The 17237-nt window shown below is 73.8% G+C and carries 18 protein-coding genes; 8 read left to right on the top strand and 10 right to left on the bottom strand.

Annotation, left to right across the window (positions count from 1 at the left end):
• The first annotated feature begins 32 nt into the window (after positions 1-32).
• Entirely contained in the window at positions 33-221 is a 189-nt protein-coding gene (locus tag AB0C59_RS19900; protein WP_363006268.1) for a hypothetical protein, read from the top strand.
• Here AB0C59_RS19900 and AB0C59_RS19895 read toward each other — a convergent pair.
• Positions 213-1067, bottom strand: coding sequence for an amidohydrolase family protein (locus AB0C59_RS19895; protein WP_363006384.1), 855 nt, complete (start codon positions 1065-1067; stop codon positions 213-215). The genes AB0C59_RS19900 and AB0C59_RS19895 overlap by 9 nt on opposite strands.
• A gap of 200 nt (positions 1068-1267) precedes the next feature.
• Between AB0C59_RS19895 and AB0C59_RS19890 the strand changes: the two genes are divergently transcribed.
• Both AB0C59_RS19890 and AB0C59_RS19885 read left to right on the top strand, forming a co-directional pair.
• Entirely contained in the window at positions 1268-1867 is a 600-nt protein-coding gene (locus tag AB0C59_RS19890; protein ID WP_363006266.1) for an HD domain-containing protein, read from the top strand.
• A 79-nt stretch (positions 1868-1946) separates the two neighbouring features.
• Entirely contained in the window at positions 1947-3116 is a 1170-nt protein-coding gene (locus AB0C59_RS19885; protein WP_363006264.1) for a PP2C family protein-serine/threonine phosphatase, read from the top strand.
• A 35-nt stretch (positions 3117-3151) separates the two neighbouring features.
• On the opposite strand, the gene AB0C59_RS19880 is transcribed toward AB0C59_RS19885, so the two are convergent.
• Positions 3152-3346 (bottom strand): helix-turn-helix domain-containing protein, encoded by a 195-nt coding sequence (locus AB0C59_RS19880; RefSeq protein WP_363006262.1) that lies wholly within the window; start codon positions 3344-3346, stop codon positions 3152-3154.
• Positions 3337-3507: a hypothetical protein gene (locus AB0C59_RS19875; RefSeq protein ID WP_363006260.1), complete on the bottom strand. Its 171-nt coding sequence runs from the start codon at positions 3505-3507 to the stop codon at positions 3337-3339. Before AB0C59_RS19875 ends, AB0C59_RS19880 begins: the two co-directional genes overlap by 10 nt.
• 250 nt (positions 3508-3757) lie before the next feature.
• Between AB0C59_RS19875 and AB0C59_RS19870 the strand changes: the two genes are divergently transcribed.
• Positions 3758-4543 carry a carbonic anhydrase gene (locus tag AB0C59_RS19870; RefSeq protein ID WP_363006258.1) on the top strand — a complete coding sequence of 262 codons (786 nt, stop codon included), beginning with the start codon at positions 3758-3760 and terminating at the stop codon, positions 4541-4543.
• Between the two features lie 17 nt (positions 4544-4560).
• Here AB0C59_RS19870 and AB0C59_RS19865 read toward each other — a convergent pair whose 3' ends face one another.
• From AB0C59_RS19865 to AB0C59_RS19835, 7 genes are all read right to left on the bottom strand, one after another.
• Positions 4561-5982 carry an aminobutyraldehyde dehydrogenase gene (locus AB0C59_RS19865; protein ID WP_363006256.1) on the bottom strand — a complete coding sequence of 474 codons (1422 nt, stop codon included), beginning with the start codon at positions 5980-5982 and terminating at the stop codon, positions 4561-4563.
• Positions 5975-7288, bottom strand: a complete 1314-nt coding sequence (locus AB0C59_RS19860; RefSeq protein ID WP_363006254.1) for an NAD(P)/FAD-dependent oxidoreductase — start codon at positions 7286-7288, stop codon at positions 5975-5977. The genes AB0C59_RS19865 and AB0C59_RS19860 overlap by 8 nt, the downstream gene beginning before the upstream one ends.
• Before the next feature lie 16 nt (positions 7289-7304).
• Positions 7305-8378: an ABC transporter ATP-binding protein gene (locus AB0C59_RS19855; protein WP_363006252.1), complete on the bottom strand. Its 1074-nt coding sequence runs from the start codon at positions 8376-8378 to the stop codon at positions 7305-7307.
• A 4-nt stretch (positions 8379-8382) separates the two neighbouring features.
• Complete coding sequence (locus tag AB0C59_RS19850; protein WP_363006250.1) at positions 8383-9264, bottom strand: ABC transporter permease; 882 nt, start codon at positions 9262-9264, stop codon at positions 8383-8385.
• Complete coding sequence (locus AB0C59_RS19845; protein WP_363006248.1) at positions 9261-10196, bottom strand: ABC transporter permease; 936 nt, start codon at positions 10194-10196, stop codon at positions 9261-9263. Before AB0C59_RS19845 ends, AB0C59_RS19850 begins: the two co-directional genes overlap by 4 nt.
• 1 nt (position 10197) lies before the next feature.
• Entirely contained in the window at positions 10198-11331 is a 1134-nt protein-coding gene (locus AB0C59_RS19840; RefSeq protein WP_363006246.1) for a spermidine/putrescine ABC transporter substrate-binding protein, read from the bottom strand.
• Between the two features lie 203 nt (positions 11332-11534).
• Positions 11535-12719: an aromatic ring-hydroxylating dioxygenase subunit alpha gene (locus AB0C59_RS19835; protein WP_363006244.1), complete on the bottom strand. Its 1185-nt coding sequence runs from the start codon at positions 12717-12719 to the stop codon at positions 11535-11537.
• 444 nt (positions 12720-13163) lie between these two features.
• On the opposite strand from AB0C59_RS19835, the gene AB0C59_RS19830 reads away from it, so the two are divergent.
• The 4 genes from AB0C59_RS19830 (at position 13164) to AB0C59_RS19815 (ending at position 17158) form a co-directional block, all read left to right on the top strand.
• Positions 13164-13568 (top strand): hypothetical protein, encoded by a 405-nt coding sequence (locus tag AB0C59_RS19830; protein WP_363006242.1) that lies wholly within the window; start codon positions 13164-13166, stop codon positions 13566-13568.
• Positions 13565-14806, top strand: a complete 1242-nt coding sequence (locus tag AB0C59_RS19825) for an NADH-ubiquinone oxidoreductase-F iron-sulfur binding region domain-containing protein (RefSeq protein ID WP_363006240.1) — start codon at positions 13565-13567, stop codon at positions 14804-14806. The genes AB0C59_RS19830 and AB0C59_RS19825 overlap by 4 nt, the downstream gene beginning before the upstream one ends.
• A 98-nt stretch (positions 14807-14904) precedes the next feature.
• On the top strand, positions 14905-15096 hold the full coding sequence (locus AB0C59_RS19820; protein WP_363006238.1) for a ferredoxin: 192 nt from the start codon (positions 14905-14907) through the stop codon (positions 15094-15096).
• A gap of 1 nt (position 15097) precedes the next feature.
• Positions 15098-17158 (top strand): acetate--CoA ligase family protein, encoded by a 2061-nt coding sequence (locus AB0C59_RS19815; RefSeq protein ID WP_363006236.1) that lies wholly within the window; start codon positions 15098-15100, stop codon positions 17156-17158.
• Positions 17159-17237 lie beyond the last annotated feature (79 nt).

Here is a 17237-nt window from a genome sequence, read left to right as displayed (position 1 = left end):
GATGGGGGGAGGACGACCTAGGGAGGCGCGTGATGAAGGCCAAAACCCCTGGTGACGACACCTGGATCTACTCCCACACCCCGTCCCAGGCCGAGGGGGAGCGCGAGGAGCCCCCGGGGAGCAGGACCGTGCAGCACCCCGACGTGCCGAGGACCGAGCCGTCCCAGGCCGAGGGCGAGCGGTTGGAGGACCCCTGGGACACCCGGGGGCCGTCACAGTGAGAGCAGGCGCGCCGCGTTGCCGTGGCACACGGCGCGCAGCCATTCCTCGCCCAGGCCGAGCCGGGCGAGCCCGTCCAGGGCGTGCGCGTACGGATAGGGGATGTTGGGGAAGTCGCTGCCGAACAGGACGCGGTCGCCCAGGTCCGCCAGGCGCGGCAGCAGCGCCGGGGGGAAGGGCGCGTCGGCCTCGCTGAAGTCGGTGAAGGCCATCGTGGTGTCCAGGTGGACCAGGGGGTGGCGGTCCGCCATGTCGAGGAAGTCCGCGTACTCGGGCATCCCCATGTGCGCGACGATCAGGCGCAGGCGCGGGTGGCGCCGGAGCAGCCGGCCGATGGGTCCGGGGCCGGTGTACGCGGCCGGCACGGGTCCGGACCCGCAGTGGACGACGACCGGGATCCCGGCCTCGGCCAGCAGCCCCCACACCGGGTCGAGCAGGGCGTCGTTCGGGTCGAAGGCGCCGACCTGCAGATGGCACTTGAAGACGCGGGCGCCGGCCTCGACGGCCTCGCGCACGTACCGCGCCGCCTCCGGTTCGGGGAAGAACGTGGCGGTGTGCAGGCAGTCGGGGGTTCGGGCGGCGAACTCCAGAGCCCAGGAGTTCAGCCAGGCCGCCATGGCCGGCCGGTGCGGGTAGACCATCGCCGTGAAGGCGCGCACCCCGAAACCGCGCAGGGTGGCCAGGCGCTGGTCCTCCTCGCCCCGGTAGGCGATGGGCCAGGGCCGGCCGACCAGCGGTCCGGCCGCGTCGAAGTAGGCCCACACCTTGGCCATCACCCGGTCGGGCATGAAGTGGGTGTGCACGTCGATGACGCCCGGCAGCCCGAGCCCCTGCCAGAAGGCCGTCACCGCCCCGCCGGTGTCCCCACCATCGGTGCCCTCACCATCGGTGTTCTCGTCGTGCGACCGCACCGTGCCACCTCCCCGTCCGCCGCTGGGACTGTACCCGTCCCCGTCCGCCGTCCGGCAGGGGGAGGGCGGCGGCCCGGGCCACCGCACGGACGCCCGCCGTACATCCTCCGTCCGCCCGGACGGGGCAGGATCGGGTCATGAGCAGCACGACGACACCGCACGAGCCCGTGGAGTCCGTGGCGGCACTCCTCGCCCTCCTGGCCGACTGCGAGGACGTCTGGGACACCCCGGACCGCTCCGGTGACCCGGTGGACATCCTCGACCACGGACTGCAGGTGGCCGCGGTCCTCGCCGAGCGGTGTCCGCACGACGAGGAGCTCCAGGTCGCCGGGCTCGTGCACGACATCGGCCACCACCTGGTGCCCGCCGACGAGGCCGGGCACGGCGAGCACGCCGCCACGGCCGTCGCCGCCCTGCTCGGGCCGCGCACCGCGCGCCTGGTGGCGCTCCACATCCCCGCCAAGCGCTACCTCGCCGCCACCGACCCGCACCTGGCGCTGTCGCCCGAGAGCGCGCGCACGCTCGGCTGCCAGGGCGGTGTCATGTCGCCGGAGGAGATCACCGTGTTCGAGGCCGACCCCGACTTCGCGGCGGCGGTGGCGCTGCGCCGCGCCGACGACGCGGGCAAGGTCGTCGGCCTGCGGACGAAGGGCCTGGAGCACTGGCGTGCGGCGCTGGAGCGGGTGGCCGCCGCCGCGGCCGCGAACGGCGCCCGCCCCGTCCTCGACGCCGGCTGACACGCCCGGCGGCCCCGCCGCCGGGCACCTGATCCCCGGTACGGGAAGTCGGACCGCCCGGCGAGCGTTCGCACATGGTGTGAGGAATGCGCGACGCCGTGGAGGCGGCTGGAGCAGTTCCCTGAGGGCGCGGGCCGCCTCTCCCCTGGCCTGCCCCTTGATGCTGCTCGTCGGCATCGTCGGGATCAGCCTCGTCATCCCCCACGACGTCCACCTGGCGTCCCTGCTCATCGCCGTGCCCGCGGTGGCGGCGGTCTCGGCGACGGCGCGGGCCACCGCCGGTGTGGCGGGCCTGGCCCTGGTCGGCGCCGTGTTCTGCGACCTGTACGACGGGCTGCTCCACTCCCCCATCCTGCCGATCCACGCCGCGGGGCTGCTGACGGTCTCCGCCCTGCTCGTCGCCGCCTGCCGCACGCGGGAGCGCATCCTGCGCGAGGCGAGCCGGCTGCGGGTGGTCTCCGAGGCCACCCAGCACGTCGTCCTGCGACCGCTGCCCCGCCGTATCGCGAACCTCCAGGTGGCCTCCGTGTACCGCGGCGCCGAGACCATGGCGGAGGTCGGCGGCGACCTCTACGCCGCGGCGGGGACGCCGTACGGCACCCGGCTGGTGATCGGGGACGTCAAGGGCAAGGGCCTGCAGGCGCTGGACGACGCCGCGGCCCTGCTCGGCGCCTTCCGGGAGGCGGCGTACCTGTACCCCACCCTTCCCGACCTGGCCGCGGCGCTGGAGAACAGCGTGCGCCGGCACGTGGCGGAGGCGAGCGCGTCCGACGCGGACGCCCAGGAGCGCTTCATCACCGCGCTGCTGCTGGAGTTCCCGGCCGACGACGCCGTCATGAGGACGGTCAGCTGCGGGCATCCCCCACCGCTCCTGCTGCGCGAGAGCCGGCTGAGGTTCCTCGCGAGCCGCTCCCCCGCTCCCCCGCTGGGTCTGGCGAGCCTGAGCCCGGCGGCCTACCGGCAGCAGGACTTCCCGCACGCCCCGCGCGACGTCTTCCTGCTCTACACCGACGGCCTCGCCGAGGCCCGGGACCGTTCCGGCGCCTTCTACTCCATCACCGACCGGAGCATCCCCTGGCACACCGTCGCGAACGATCCGGAGGCCCTCCTCCAGCGGGTCCTGGCCGACCTGCTCCGGCACACCGGCGGCCACCTCAACGACGACGTGGCCCTGGTGGCACTCCAGTGCCTGCCCTGCCTGCCGCCCCCGGACGCCCCGGCCCCGCCGCGGGACGCCGCCGGGCCGTAGGGAGAACGCCGTAGACCGTCTCCCGTGCCCCCTGGTCAGGGGCGGGGGTGGCCGAGGAGGGCGGTGCGCAGGTCCAGGCGGTCGCCCAGGCGGGACAGGTCGCGGCCGGTGAGGTCCTCGACGCGCCGGATCCGGTAGTGGACGGTGTTGACGTGCAGGTCCAGGGCGGCGGCGGTGCGCGTCCAGGAGCCGTCGTGGGAGAGGTACGTCTCCAGGGTCCTCAGCAGCATGGCGGTCGAGGCGCGCCCTCCCTCAGCAGGGGTCCCAGCACGGCGTGGCTCAGGGCGGCGCGGACCTCCGGGGGCACCGCGGCGACCAGGTGCGGGAGACCGGTCGGGATGTCCGCGGCGGCGGGCGCGGCGTCGTCCGGTCGAAGGTCGTGGACGTGCATGCGCTCCGGCTCCTCACCCCTGGCTGGTCTCGCATTCACCAGGTGAATGCGGGTCCTGGCATCGTAAATGCAAGGGGCAGGGAACGGTATGCCGTCGAGCCGGCCGGCCGGACCGCTCGCCCGGTCGTTGGGCCGTAGGGGGCGAGCGCGGCCCTCCCGGCTCGCGCCTGCCGCCCGGTGCCCGGCGCGCACCCGACAATGGCGCTGCCCCGAGGCAGGCCCCGTGCGGGCGGGAACGAGGAGAGCATCGATGGACGCGACCGGGTTGCCCGAACGCAGGGCCCTGCTCATGGGCGCACTCGCGGCGGCGGCGACGACCGCGCTCGCGGGCTGCTCGCACACCAGGGCCGCTCCCGTCGCGGCCGGGGCCTCCCCCACACCGAGAGCGTCGGGCACTCCCTCGGCGTCCGGGGCCTCGCCCACCGCACGGCCGACCACGCCCGCGGCGGCCTACGCGAGACTCGTGGAGGGCAACAGGCGCTGGGTGAGCGGGCGCCTGGAGCATCCCGACCGGGATCCGGACCGCAGGCAGTTCGTGGCCCAGACGCAGGAGCCGTTCGGGTCGGTCCTCGCCTGCATCGACTCGCGGGTGCCGCCCGAGCTGATCTTCGACACCGGTCTCGGCGACCTGTTCGTGATGCGCACGGGCGGCGAGGCGGTCGGCCCGGTGGTCACCGGTTCCGTCGAGTACGGTCCCCTGACCAGCGGCACCCCACTGATCGTGGTCCTCGGACACCAGCGCTGCGGCGCCGTCAAGGCGGCCTACGAGTCCCTGCGCGACGGCAAGCCGCTTCCCGGCAACCTGGAGGCGATCGCCAGGGCGCTGCGCCCGGCGTACGAGGCGACGGTGCGGGCGGGCGACGGCGCGGACCCGGTGGAGACGATGGCCCGCGCCCAGGTCAAGCTGACCGCGACCGATCTGCGCTCCAACGGCGACCTCGCCCCGCTGGTGGGCAAGGGCCGCCTCGCGGTCGTCGGCGCCTACTACTCGCTGGACACGGGCGCGGTGGAGGTCCTGACCGGCGCGCCCTCCTGAACCGCGCCCGCGCGCGTTCAGAGCATCATGTGCTTGACCTGCGTGTAGTCCAGCAGCCCGGTCAGGGACAGGTCGCTGCCGTATCCGGAGTGCCGTACCCCGCCGTGCGGCATCTCGGAGACGGTCGTGCCATGGGTGTTGACCCACACGATGCCCGTGTCCAGGGCGCGGCCCACCCGCATGGCGCGGTCGTGCCCCGCGGTCCACACGCTCGCGGCCAGGCCCTGGGGGACGTCGTTGGCCAGTCGTACGGCCTCCTGCTCGTCGGTGAAGGACTGCACGGTGACCACCGGACCGAACACCTCGTGCTGCACGATCTCGTCGTCCTGGCGCACCCCGGCCACGACCGTCGGCTCGTGGAAGAAGCCGGGACGGGACAGGGCCCGGCCCCCGGTCACGATCCGGGCCTCGTCCGGCAGCCGCTCCAGGAGCCCGCGCACGGAGTCGAGTTGGGCTGCGCTGCCGAGCGGTCCGAAGTCGGCGTCCGCGTCCGCGGGCGCGCCCGGTACCTGGCGGGCCGCGTGTCGTGCGAAGGCGTCGAGGAAGGCGTCGTGGACCGGCTCGTGCACGAGGACCCGGGTGGCCGCCGTGCAGTCCTGGCCCGCGTTGTAGTAGGCCGACGCGGCCAGTTGCCCCGCCGTCCCGTCCACGTCCGCGTCCTCGAAGACGAGCACCGGGGCGTTCCCGCCGAGCTCCAGGTGGAGCCGCTTGAGATCGGGCGCCGCAGCGGCGGCGATCTCCCGTCCGGCCCGTACGCTGCCGGTGAGCGCGACCATCCGGATGCCGGGGTGGGCGACGAGTGCCCGCCCGGTGTCGCGGTCCCCGCACACCACGTTCAACGCCCCGGGCGGAAGGTGCTCCGCGGCGAGCCGGGCGAGGAGCGCGGTGGAGGTGGGGGTGGTGTCGGAGGGCTTGAGGACGACGGTGTTGCCCGCGGCGAGCGCCGGGGCGATCTTCCACGCCGCCATCATCAGCGGATAGTTCCAGGGGGTGATCTGGGCGCACACGCCCACGGGTTCACGGCGCAGGATCGAGGTGCGGCCCGGGGTGTACTCGGCCGCGGCGGGCCCGGGCAGGTTGCGGGCCGCGCCGGCGAAGTACCGCACGCAGTCCAGGATCGCCGGGAGTTCGTCCGCGCGGAACCGCGCGGGCGGCTTGCCGGTGTCGGCCACCTCGGCCGCGACCAGCTCGTCCGCCGCGCGCTCCATCGAGTCCGCGATCCGCAGCAGGGCGGTCTGCCGTTCGGCGGGCGTCGTGAGGGACCAGCGGGCGAACGCGGACTCGGCGGCCCGGTGCGCCGCGTCGACGTCCGCTGCGCCGGAGAGCGCTGCCGAGCCGGTCGCGGTCCCCGTCGCCGGGTCGATCAGGGTGAGCACCTCCCCCGACCCGGCGGGCAGGTCGCGGCCTCCGATGTGGTTGAGCACGAGACGGTCAGCCATGGCGCAGTGCCTCCTTCGCCGCCGCGCGGCCGGTGCGGACCGCGCCCTCCATGTATCCGGCGACCCACTGGTCGGACCCGCAGACGTAGAAGGGTGGTTCGTGGGTGCCGTGCAGGGGGCCCACGGCCATCACGTCGCCGGGCGCCCACTGGGTGACGTAGCCCTGGGTCCAGGGGTCGGTGCCCCACAGGCGCAGATGGGCGGCGAGCGGCTCGTGGGCGTGCTCGCCGAACATCCGGGCGACCTCGGCGAGCAGTTCAGGCAGCCGCAGGTGCGGGGGGACGCCCAGCAGCACCCCGTAGCGCTCGGGCGGTACGAGCGCCGAGAGCAGGCCCTCGCCCTGGGGCCAGGTCGAGCCGAGGACGCCCTCGGACTCGGAGAGTCCGCTACGGCCCCGGGAGCGCCAGAACGGCTCGTCGTAGGCGACGGCGAGCTTCGCGGTGGTGGCGTTGCGCTGACGGTGCAGCGACGCCGTCCGCGCCTCGCTGACGCCGGTGACGGCCACCGACCTGAGCGGGCCCACGGGCAGCGCGCACACCACGGCCCCCGCGGTGAGGGTCTCCCCGTGCGCGAGCCGGACGGCGCATCCGCCCGGGCGTACGTCGACGGCGGCGACCGGTGAGCCGAGCCGGACGCGCGGGACCAGTTCGCGGCCCATGACCTCGGCGAGCGTGGCCGAGCCCCGCGCCAGGCGCAGGCCCTCCCAGTCCTCGTAGTCGTAGTGGCCCTTGCTGGGCACCGCCGCGTGCTTGCGCAGCGCGGCGAGCAGGGACGTGCGCTCGTAGGACCCGGCGGCGAGGGCGAGTTGCCCGATCTCCCACAGTCGTACGACGGCGGGTGACGCGTGCCGTGAGCGCAGCCAGCCGTTGACCGAGAGCCGGTCCAGGACGGCCGCCTCGTGGTGCGCCCAGGGGTCGTCCGGGTCGACGGACGCGGCCATGGCCACGAACTCCGCGGTGAGCTGTTCGTGCAGGGCCGCGTCGCCGGGGCCGAACCAGTGCGGGGGGTCGCCGGCCGAGGTGCCCTCGGGGGTGGAGCGGGTGATCTCGCCGGGTTCGGCGACATAGCTGGGGACCAGGTCCAGGCCCAGTTCCCGGGCGAGTTCCCGGTAGGCGGTGTGGGCGCGGCCGACGACCTCGCCGCCCAGTTGCAGGGTCCTGCCGTCGGGCAGCCGTACCTGCTCCACCCGGCCGCCGATCCTGTCCCGCGCCTCCAGGACGAGGACGTCGGCCCCGCCGGCGGCCAGGTCGCGTGCGGCGCAGAGCCCGGCCAGCCCCGCGCCCAGCACGATCGCATCGTGGTGCATCTCGTCGCTTCCTTCGTCAGTCCAGGACCAGGCAGTGCTCGGGACGCCAGGCGAAGTCCACCGTCTCGCCGCCGCTCCACCGGTCCTCCATGCGGGCGCGATCGGTGTTCTGCTCCAGCGCCGCGAGGGTGACCCCCGGCGCCAGCTCGATGAGGTAGGTGGTGGTGGGGCCCGAGTAGACGGTCTGGCGGATCACCCCCTGGTGGACGGACATGCCGGGCTCGAAGTCGGAGAGCCAGATCTTCTCGGGCCTGACCGACACGCTGACCCGGTCGCCGTCCCCGATGCCCTCGCGCCGGCCGACCGTCAGCACCGGTCCCTGTTCGAGGACGACCTTCCCGTCCCGGTAGGTGCCCCGCACCAGGTTGGAGGTGCCCATGAAGGAGGCGACGAAGCGGCTGGCGGGATGCTCGTACACGTCCTCCGGGGTGCCGCACTGCTCGACGCGGCCCTCGTTCATGACCGCGACGCGGTCGGACATGGTGAGCGCCTCGTCCTGGTCGTGGGTGACGAAGACGAAGGTGATGCCGACCTCGCGCTGGATCTGCTTGAGCTCGACCTGCATCTGGCGGCGCAGCTTGAGGTCCAGGGCGGCCAGCGGTTCGTCCAGCAGCAGGACGGCGGGACGGTTGACCAGGGCGCGGGCCAGGGCGACGCGCTGGCGCTGGCCTCCGGAGAGCGTGCGGGGCTTGCGCCGGGCGTGGCCGCCCAGTTGCACCAGCTCCAGCATCTCGCCGACCCGCTGCTTGATCTCCGTCTTGTCGACTCCCTTGCGTCTGAGACCGAAGGCGACGTTGTCGGCGACGCTGAGATGGTCGAACAGGGCGTAGCTCTGGAAGACGGTGTTGACGTTGCGCTTGTCGGGCGGCAGGTCGGTGACGTCCGTGCCGGCCAGGAGCACGGCGCCCTCGGTCGGGTCGGAGAAGCCGCCGATCATCCGCAGCGAGGTGGTCTTGCCGCAGCCGGAGGGGCCGAGGAGCGAGAAGAACTCGCCGGTGTCGATGTCGAGGTCGATCCCGCGGACGGCGTAGGAGCCCGCGAACTGCTTGGAGACGCCGTCGAGCCGGACGGCGGGGATGGTCGCGTCCATGCGATCAGCTCCCGGAGAGGATGTCGAGGCCGCCCTTGCGGCCGAACAGGCGCGGGATGAACAGGGCCATGGCGATCAGTGCGATGGACCCGGCGAGCATCAGGGTGCCGACGGCGTTGATGGTCGGCTGGACCCCGAAGCGGATGGCGGAGTAGATCCGCACCGACAGCGGCTGCGGGTCCACCCCTGTGGTGAAGTACGCGAGGACGAAGTCGTCGAAGACGAGCGCGAAGATCAGGACCGCGCTGGCGAGCACGGCCGGCAGCAGCGCCGGGAGCGTGACCAGGCGCAGCGCCTGCCAGCGGGTGGCCCCGAGGTCCATCGCGGCCTCCTCCACCTCCGGGTTGAGCGCGGCCACCCGGGAGCGCAGGATCACGGTGACGTAGGAGATGGAGAAGGTGATCTCCGCGAGCATCACCGTCGTGGTGGACAGGGTCACGCCGAGGCCCTTGAAGAGCAGCATGGACGCCACGCCGGTGACGATCTCGGGGGTGATGAGCGGAACGAGCATCACCAGGCCGGCCAGGGAGCCCAGCCGGGCGCGGCAGCGGACGAGTCCGAGCGCGAGCGCCACCCCGAGGACCACGGAGCCGGCCGTGGCCACCAGCGAGATCCGCAGGCTGGTGCCCAGCGACGAGATGAGGACGTCGTCGTGGGCGAAGGCCCGGTACCAGCGGAGGCTGAAGCCGCCGAAGACGGTGAGGGACTTCTTGGAGTTGAAGGAGTACAGCACGACGACGGCGATGGGCAGGTACAGCAGGGCGAAGAACACCGCGGTGACGGCGAGGGCCACGCGCGGCCTGCGTCCGGCCCGGCCGCGCCGGCGCCGGGTGCGCGGGCGCGCGGCGGGCTCGGCGGGTGTGCCGGTGGTGGGGGTGGTCGTCATCGGCGGGCCTCCGCCTCGTCCTTGCGGGTGCGCCGCAGGTAGCCGAGCATGCCCACCAGCAGCACCAGCATGAGCAGCATGGTCAGCGCGGAACCGAGGGGCCAGTTCTGGCCCTGGAAGAACTTGTCCTGGATCAGGTTGCCGATCATGATCTGGTCCGGGCCTCCCATGAGCTGCGCGCTGACGAAGTCGCCCATGCAGGGCAGGAACACCAGGACCAGGCCGGCGGCGGCCCCCTGGCGGGTGGCGGGCAGGGTGACGAACAGGAAGGTCCTCAGCGGCCCCCCGTACAGGTCGCGGCCGGCCTCGATGAGCGAGGTGTCGAGCCGCTCCAGGGCGGCGTACAGCGGAATGATCATGAAGACGACGAAGCCGTAGACGAGTCCGGCGATCACCCCGAACCCCGTGTTCAGGATCTTGGTGTCCGGGCCCGCGAGCCCCACCCTGCGGAGCATGCCGAGCAGCGGGCCGCCGTCGGAGAGCACGACCGACCAGCCGTACATCCGCACCAGGTAGTTGGCGAAGAAGGGCACGACGATCGCGGCGATCAGCGCGTTCTTGAAGCGCCCGCCGTGCAGGGCGATCGAGTAGGCGACCGGATAGGCGATCAGCAGGCAGATCACGCAGGTCGCCAGCGCGTAGCCGAGGGAGCGCAGCAGCACGTCGGCGTAGGCGGGGTCGGCCAGGGCCCGGACGCTGGAGAGGTCGAAGCCGAAGCGCGGATTGCCCAGTTCGTCGGTGGTGCCGACGGCGAGGACGGCCACCAGGACGAGGGAGGCGATCAGGAACGCGGTCATCCACAGGGTGCCGGGGATCATGAACCAGGTCCAGATCCGCGCTCCGGAGGCGTCCGGGCCGCGCCGCGGGCGCTTGGCGGTCGGGCGGCCGGGGTGGGGGCGGCCGGTGCGCGAGGAGCGGTTGAGCACGGCCATGTCAGCCCGCCTTCACATGGGTCCAGGCGGTGTCCCGGGCGTTCTCCTGGGCGCGCGTGCCGTTGCGGAAGAACAGATCGGCCTTCAGGTCGGCCTCGGTGACGACGCATTCGGGAAAGGGAGCGACCAGTTCCGCGTAGGTCTTCTCGGTGCCGGCGACGGGCATCGGGTAGCCGATGTACGCGATGTTCTTCCTGACGTTCTCCGGGCGGAGCATGTAGTCGATGAAGAGCATCGCGGTGCCGGGGTGGCGCGCGTTCACCGGGATGGCGTAGCAGTCGGAATTGATGGGCGCGCCCTCGCGGGGCGCGTGGAAGCCGTAGATCGTCGGATCCTTGGCCTGGTTGAGTATCGCCGCGATGTCACCGCTCCACGCCTGGGTCATGACGGCGTTGCCGTTGAGGAGGTTGCCGTAGTCGTCGCTGGCGAATCCGCGCAGGTTCGGGCGCAGGGTCCCCAGCAGCGACGTGATGCGGTCGAGGTCCTGCCGGTCGCCGGTCGCGACGTCGAGGCCGAGGGCGAGGGCGGCCATGCCGAGCACCTCGTCGCGGTCGTCGAGCAGGAAGACCTTGCCCTTGGCCCGCGGGTTCCACAGGGTCTTCCAGGAATCGCCGAGATCGCCGAGGAGGTCCTTGCGCCAGCCGATTCCCGTCTTGTACGCGGTGAACGGAACCGTGTGCGCGGAGTCCCGGTCGTACCAGGGGTCGGCGAAGTACGCGTGCCGTCCGAAGACCGACGGGGCCTGGGTGAGCTTGGAGTGGTCGATGCGGCGCAGCATTCTCCCGCGTACGAGCCGCTGGGCCCATTTCGCCGAGGGGAAGACGACGTCGTAGCGGTTGCCCGCGTTGAGTTTGGCGACCATGCCTTCCATCGAGTCGAAGTTCGACTGGATGACGTCGACGCCGTACTCCTTCTGGAAGCCCTTGAAGACCGACGGGTCCACGTAGTCGGCCCAGTTGAAGTAGACGAGGTCGCCGTCGACCTTGACGTCGATGGGCGCCTCCTCCTGTCGGGCGGACATGCGGGCCGGCATGAATCCGCAGGCGCTCAGCGACGTTCCGAGCGCTCCCAGGGCGCCCGCGCGCAGCAGCGTCCGCCTGGAGGGTGGTGGGGGTGGGGAAACCTCGGGGGACACGGATCGTCCTCTCCATCGAGGATGGCAGTGCGTGTCAGGGACGGGGACCGGGGTCGTCGGGGTGCACGGAGGCCCTGACTCCGTGGCGATGACCGGTCGGTGCGAGGCGGGGACGGCTCAGCGAGGGGGCGCTAAGCGGTGCGCTCCCCGGCCGCGCGGGCCGGGCCGGGCCGCGGATTCGGTCCGTCGTCCGGGTGCGCGCGTCATCGGACCTCCCCGTCGAGGTCCCACCGGATCCTGCGGGCGAACCAGCCCACCGCCGCCTCGCGGCGCGAGAGCGGTCCGGGCTCGTATCCGGGGGTGGACAGACCGGTCTGCACCCGCTCGACGAGTTCGGCGTCCTCGTCGTTGGTGACCCAGCCGATGTGGATGTTCAGCCGCCGGGCGAGCCGGGTGCGGACGCTCTCGCCGTGCCGGGTGTAGAAGGCACCCGGGATCGCCGCCCGGTCCTGGGCGGTGGGCAGGGCGGTCCACGCGAGCACGTGGTCAGGGTAGAAGTCGATGAGTGTGTTCGGATAGATCACGGCGTAGCGCCATACCCGGCGGTCGGCCTCGGTCAGGCCCGGCATGGGCGACGCGAGCCGCTGGTAGAGGCGCTCGGTCCGGTTCGAGGACGGTTTGTCGCGCAGCGGGGACTCGAAGAGGGCGTACGACTCCTGGATGTCGACCGTGTACCCCTGGTAGTCGAGCAGCCGCATCAGGGCCGGGTGGGCGACCGGCACGTGGTAGCCCTCCAGGTAGTTGTCGACGATCACCTTCCAGTTGGCGTGCTGCTCCTCGGCCGTGGAGCGGTCGTGGATGCGGTACTTGCCGACGGGGACCAGGTCGGGCCCGGCGTAGTGGCCGATCGCCTCGGCGAGCCCCGCGCAGCTCTCGGCGAGCGGCACGGCCGCCGGGTCGAGGTTGACGAAGACGAAGCCGAGGAAGGACTCCGCACCGACCCGGTGCAGGCCGAGCCGGGGCTTGTCGAGACAGGGGATCTGCCGGGCCTCCGGCGCGCCCACCAGCGTTCCGTCCAGTTTGTAGGTCCACCCGTGATACGGGCAGCGGATGGCCTTGCCGGACGGCTCGGGGGCGGTGACCAGGCGGGTGCCGCGGTGGCGGCAGACGTTCAGGTGCGCGGCGAGGCCCCCGTCCTCGGTCCGGACCACCAGGACCTCCCGGCCGGCGACGGTCGCCGAGAGCCGGGCGCCGGGGCCGGGCAGGTCGGACTCGTGGCAGACGAGCTGCCAGGACTTCTCGAAGACGCGCCGCGTCTCGGCGGCGGCGATGTCCGGGTCGGTGTAGTAGCGGGCCGGAAGCGCTTCGAGCGCTTCGTCCGGGGTGGCCCCGGTACTCCCCGGGGGGCCTGTGGCCGGGGCGGGAGCCGGGGTGGTCTGGGGATGCATCGGATCCTCCTCCGCGCCGCGGGGCGGCGATGGGCGGTGAGGCTGCACAGGAGTCGGCGTGACGGCTGGGGGCGGCCTGGCCGCACCGCCTGCGCTGACTGATTGGTTAGTCAGATTGATGCGGGGTTCCGTGCCTGTCAAGGCTTGCGAGCTGACTAATCAGTTAGTTAGTCTCCAGCCTAGTAGCAGCACGACGAACCGCCGCGCACCCCGCCCCGGCCCGGTGCGCGAGCGGACGGCACGTCCGGGCGCTCCCCCGCTCCGGACCGGCCCGCGCGGGGCACGTCCGCCGGCCGGGTGACACCCGGCCCGGACCTGCCGTCCCCCGTGTCCGGCACCCCCTGCCCCCCCCTTCCTCGCATCACCCTCCTGGTCCTACCGCGCCGCCTCCCGTCCCGCGTGGCCGGGCCGGAGGTCTCCTTCCCGTCGAGCCGGAGGCATGCAATGAGCGGTCGTCGAAGCCTCGTCTGGCTCGGGCTGACCCCCGAGCCGGAGCGCGAGCTGCCCGCGGCGGTGGCCGCACTGCGCCCCGACACACCCGGCGTCTCCCTGGCCGCCGCCACCGCGGAGGAGCGGCGCCGGATCGAACGGCTCGTCCTGCGCGGCACCCAGCGCGCCTGGCTCGGCTATCTGGCCGAGGTCACCGCCCTGGTGGTCGACGCCGCCGTGACGCCCGGGCGCGACAGGGCCGCCGCGGCCCTGCTGGCGGGCGAGGTCGTCCTCGACCACCACCGCATGCTCATAGGCCTTCCCGGAGCCGGATACGACCGTGCGGCACCCCAGCGGCACGCGCTGGAGGAGGCCCTGCTCAGGCTCGGGGACCGTCCGTCGAAACGAGGCACCGCATGACCGCGCTCCAGCCCCTGGCCCCCTCCGCCGGCCGGCAGCCCCGTCTGCTCGTCCCGCAGCCGGCCGGCGGCGAGTCCCCGGCCGCCTACCTGGCCACCGGCGGCTACCCGGCGGCGCCCGCACCGGACCGGATCATCGAGCGGACCGCAGCCGCCGGACTGCGCGGTCGCGGCGGCGCCGGATTCCCCACCGCCGTCAAGCTGCGCACCCTGCGCGACGCTCCCGCCCGGGGCGTCGTCGTGGCCAACGGCGAGGAGGGCGAGCCCGGTTCGGTCAAGGATCGCTGGCTGCTGCGCCACCGGCCGCACACCGTCCTCGACGGGATCCGGCTCGCCGCCCACGCGACGGGCGCCACGCACGCCTACGTCTACCTCTCCGACCGGCCCGCGGCGGACTCCGTGCGCCGCGCCCTCGCGGCCCGCCCCCCGTCCGTGCCGGTGCGGATCGTGCTGACCGAGCACACCTATGTCGCGGGCGAGGAGAGCGCGGTGGTCCGCCGTATCGACGGCGGCCCCGCGCTGCCCACCGCCAAACCCCCGCGCCCCTACGAGTCCGGGGTGGGCGGCGCCCCGACCCTGGTCGCCAACGTGGAGACGCTGGCCCGTCTCGCGCTGCTGGTCGCTCACCCCGAATCCGCCGAAGCGGTCGCCTCCACCTATCTGGTCACCCTGTCCGGCGGCGAGGAGCCCCCCGTGCTCGGCGAGGTGCCCCGAGGCACCCATCTCAAGGAACTCGCCGACCTCGTGGGCCGTGGCGACTGCTCCGCCGCGCTCCTCGGAGGCCTCTTCGGCGGCCTGTACGGGCACGGCTGGGACGGCCTGCGCCTGGACCCGGACGAGCTGGGCGACGCGGGCGGCGCGCTCGGCTGCGGCGCGATCCGTTTTCTGGGCCCCGAGGACTGCCCGGTCGGTCGCGCGGCCGACGCGGCCGGCTATCTCGCCGACCAGAGCGCCCGGCAGTGCGGGGTGTGCGTCTCGGGCACCCGGGCGCTCGCCGCGACCCTCACCGCCGTCGCCCGGGGCACGGGGGGCGAGGAGGACGTCGACAAGCTGCGCCGCTGGTCCCTGGGCCTGCCCGGACGGGGTGCGTGCGGGCTGCTCGACGCGGCGGCGCGGATCGCCGGCACGCTGCTGCGGCACTTCCCCGACCGGGTCCTGGCCCACCAGGGAACCGGATGTGCGTCCTGCCGCACGGCCGGGCCCCCTGACGGAAGCCGTCTCACGGTCGACGTCCCCTGACCGTTCGCCTCACCCCTCGGCTCCCGCCTCCTCCTCCTTCCCGCTCCCCCGCCTCCCGCTCCCGCCTCCCGCCTCCCGCTTCCTGAAGGGACACCGCCATGAAACTGCTGGTCGACTCGACGCTCTGCCAGGCCTACGGCCTGTGCCAGGAACCCGCCCCCGAGCTGATCGACACCGATGAGTGGGGCTATGCCCAGGTGCTGGTGGCCGAGGTGCCCGAGGGCGCCGAGGACAAGGCCCGCGAGGCCGTCGCCGCCTGCCCGCAGGCCGCGCTGCGTCTGGTGAACTGACATGGGCCGCGACCTGTCCGCCCTGTTCGCGCCGCTCTCCGTCGCCGTCGTCGGCGCCAGCGACGATCCGGCCAAGTACGGCCACGCCATCGCCACCCAGGCCCTCGGCGCCGGCCACACCCGCCCCGTCCACCTGGTCAACCGGCGCGGCGGCACCGTGCTGGGCCGCCCGGCCGCCACCAGCGTCGCGGCCATCGGCGAAGCCGTCGACCTGGCCGTGATTTCCGTGCCCTCCGCCGGGTTCGAGGACGCCGTGGACGAGGCGCTGGCCTGCGGGGCGCGCGCCATCGTGGCCATCACCGCGGGGTTCGCCGAGACCGGAGCGGCCGGACGCGCACGCCAGCGGGCGGTGGCCGAACGCGTCCGCGCCGCCGGGGCCGTCATGGTCGGCCCCAACTGCCTGGGCATCGCCGACAACACGACCGGACTGCTGCTGGCCTCCGGCCACTTCACTCCCGGCTCGGTCGCGCTGCTCAGCCAGAGCGGCAACCTCGCGCTGGAGGTGCAGCTCCGGTTCGCACCGCACTCCCTCGGCTTCTCCCGCTTCGTCTCCCTCGGCAACCAGGCCGACGTCACCCTCGTGGACCTCCTCGTGGACTGCGCCCGCCATGACGGCACCGAGGCCATCGCCGTCTACGCCGAGGACTTCGCGGACGGCCGCGCCTTCGCCCAGGCCGCCGCCACCGCCGGGAAGCCCGTCGTCCTGCTGACCGCCGGACGCGGTGACGCCTCGGCCCGCAGCGCGCGGTCCCACACCGGCGCGATGACCACCTCCGGCGACGTCGTCACCGCGGCGTGCCGGGACGCCGGGGTCGAACTCGTCGCCACCCCGCGTGAACTCACCACCGTCCTCGCCGCGTTGCGGGGTCGCCGCCGGGCGGCGGGCCGCCGGGTCGCCGTCCTCACCGACGGCGGCGGCCACGGGGTGGTCGCGGCGGACGCCGTGGAGGCGGCCGGCATGAGCGTGCCGGAGCTGTCCGACACCACCCAGCAGGGCCTGCGGCACGTCCTGTGGGAGCAGTCCTCCGTCGCCAACCCCGTCGACCTGGCCGGCATGGGCGAACAGGACCCCTCCTCCTACTCCACGACCGTGGCGGCCCTGTTGGACGCCGAGGAGTGCGACGCCGTCCTGATGACGGGCTACTTCGGCGGCTACGCGGCCTCCGAGGGCGGCCTCGGCGGAAGCGGAACACCCCTGTCCCAGGGCGAGCAGGCCGCCGCCCGCGCCATCGCCGCGCGCCTGGCCGGCGAGGGCAAGCCGCTGGTCGTCCAGTCGATGTACCCCGACTCGCCGAGCTGCCGCGTGCTGGCGGCCGCCGGCGTCCCCGTCTTCGGGGCCACGGAGGACGCGGCCCGCGCCCTGACCGCCCTGACCGCGACAGCCCGTCCCCGGCCCCTGGGCGCGGCGCCGCTGCCCGCGCCCGCGCGGCCGCTGCGCGTGAGCGGCTACCTGGAGACCCGCCGGGCCCTGGAGGCCGCCGACGTCCCCTTCCCCGCCGCGCGGGAGGTCCGCGACGAGGGGGAACTCCTGGCCGCCGCCGAGGACATGCCCGGCCCCCATGTGCTCAAGGCGCTGCACCTGCTGCACAAGTCGGACGCCGGCGGTGTCGCCCTCGGCCTGTCCGGTCGGGACGAACTGCTCGCCGCCTTCCGGGACATGCACGGTCGGCTCGGCGCACCGTCGTACTCGCTGGAGGCCATGGCCGATCTCGCCGACGGCGTCGAGCTGATCGTCGGCGTCCAGCGCGATCCGCGCTTCGGGCCCATCGCCATGGTGGGACTCGGCGGGGTCCTGGCCGAGTCCCTCAAGGACGTCGCCTTCGGCCTCGCCCCGCTGTCGGCGGACCATGCCCTGGAACTGCTGCGCGGCCTTCGGACCGCCGCCCTCCTCGACGGTGTCCGCGGCCGTCCGGCCCTCGACGTCGAGGCCGCCGCACGGGCCGTCGAGCGGATCACGGCCTTCGCCGCGGCCCATCCCGAGATCGCCGAACTGGAGGTCAATCCCCTGCTCGTGCGGCCGGACGGCGTCCTCGCCCTCGACTCCCGCGCCGTACTCGCCTGAACCGCTCCCCGCCCGCCGCGTCCACCCCCTCGCCCCGATCCGCCCCGCCCCGCCCCGCCCCGCCCGTACCGAAGAGGTC

This window comes from Streptomyces sp. NPDC048664 (assembly GCF_040650555.1).
Lineage (GTDB): Bacteria > Actinomycetota > Actinomycetes > Streptomycetales > Streptomycetaceae > Streptomyces.
The sequence above is the reverse complement of the archived record's forward strand: the minus strand, read 5'-3'. Positions and strand labels throughout refer to the sequence as shown.

What these genes read in the sequence shown, in the direction of transcription:
- AB0C59_RS19825 (WP_363006240.1), top strand. Translation starts at nt 13,565, where the DNA reads ATGACCGCGCTCCAGCCCCTGGCCCCCTCCGCCGGCCGGCAGCCCCGT.
- AB0C59_RS19900 (WP_363006268.1), top strand. Translation starts at nt 33, where the DNA reads ATGAAGGCCAAAACCCCTGGTGACGACACCTGGATCTACTCCCACACC.
- AB0C59_RS19850 (WP_363006250.1), bottom strand. Translation starts at nt 9,264, where the DNA reads ATGACGACCACCCCCACCACCGGCACACCCGCCGAGCCCGCCGCGCGC.
- AB0C59_RS19815 (WP_363006236.1), top strand. Translation starts at nt 15,098, where the DNA reads ATGGGCCGCGACCTGTCCGCCCTGTTCGCGCCGCTCTCCGTCGCCGTC.
- AB0C59_RS19865 (WP_363006256.1), bottom strand. Translation starts at nt 5,982, where the DNA reads ATGGCTGACCGTCTCGTGCTCAACCACATCGGAGGCCGCGACCTGCCC.
- AB0C59_RS19875 (WP_363006260.1), bottom strand. Translation starts at nt 3,507, where the DNA reads ATGCACGTCCACGACCTTCGACCGGACGACGCCGCGCCCGCCGCCGCG.
- AB0C59_RS19845 (WP_363006248.1), bottom strand. Translation starts at nt 10,196, where the DNA reads ATGGCCGTGCTCAACCGCTCCTCGCGCACCGGCCGCCCCCACCCCGGC.
- AB0C59_RS19835 (WP_363006244.1), bottom strand. Translation starts at nt 12,719, where the DNA reads ATGCATCCCCAGACCACCCCGGCTCCCGCCCCGGCCACAGGCCCCCCG.
- AB0C59_RS19890 (WP_363006266.1), top strand. Translation starts at nt 1,268, where the DNA reads ATGAGCAGCACGACGACACCGCACGAGCCCGTGGAGTCCGTGGCGGCA.
- AB0C59_RS19820 (WP_363006238.1), top strand. Translation starts at nt 14,905, where the DNA reads ATGAAACTGCTGGTCGACTCGACGCTCTGCCAGGCCTACGGCCTGTGC.
- AB0C59_RS19860 (WP_363006254.1), bottom strand. Translation starts at nt 7,288, where the DNA reads ATGCACCACGATGCGATCGTGCTGGGCGCGGGGCTGGCCGGGCTCTGC.
- AB0C59_RS19830 (WP_363006242.1), top strand. Translation starts at nt 13,164, where the DNA reads ATGAGCGGTCGTCGAAGCCTCGTCTGGCTCGGGCTGACCCCCGAGCCG.
- AB0C59_RS19870 (WP_363006258.1), top strand. Translation starts at nt 3,758, where the DNA reads ATGGACGCGACCGGGTTGCCCGAACGCAGGGCCCTGCTCATGGGCGCA.
- AB0C59_RS19880 (WP_363006262.1), bottom strand. Translation starts at nt 3,346, where the DNA reads ATGCTGCTGAGGACCCTGGAGACGTACCTCTCCCACGACGGCTCCTGG.
- AB0C59_RS19855 (WP_363006252.1), bottom strand. Translation starts at nt 8,378, where the DNA reads ATGGACGCGACCATCCCCGCCGTCCGGCTCGACGGCGTCTCCAAGCAG.